The organism is Dellaglioa sp. CoH-57-MRSF-19, from assembly GCF_056781975.1.
Genome location: NZ_JBXAXW010000237.1, coordinates 1 through 292, shown reverse-complemented (window position 1 = coordinate 292; position 292 = coordinate 1). Strand labels below are relative to the sequence as shown.

General features: G+C 52.1%; 1 protein-coding gene. It reads right to left on the bottom strand.

What is annotated here, in order from left to right; translation table 11 throughout:
- Positions 1–292, bottom strand: a 292-nt coding sequence (locus tag AC1RO3_RS09060; protein ID WP_481764091.1) for a hypothetical protein, incomplete at both ends; no start/stop codon positions are given.

Sequence of the window (292 nt, the reverse complement as noted above, 5' to 3'; positions counted from 1 at the left end):
GCCAGATCACGCATCATGGGCCGCAAAACCGATTCGCTGATAGTGGCACCAATAGCACCTCGATCCCGAGTTTGCTGCATGTCCGTCACAAGTTCCCGAATAGTCATCATCAGGTTGTTGAACGAGTGAACACCATAGCGTCCCTTCGATTCGCGAATCCCGTTTTCGACTTCGGCAACAAGATCAATACAGGTTTGAAGAGCGCGCTTCTGAATCACGGATGCTGCCGAATCAGAATCACCGACCTCCAAGAGCTGCTGTATGTTCTCGGCATCGTCGCCCAGAATCGAGT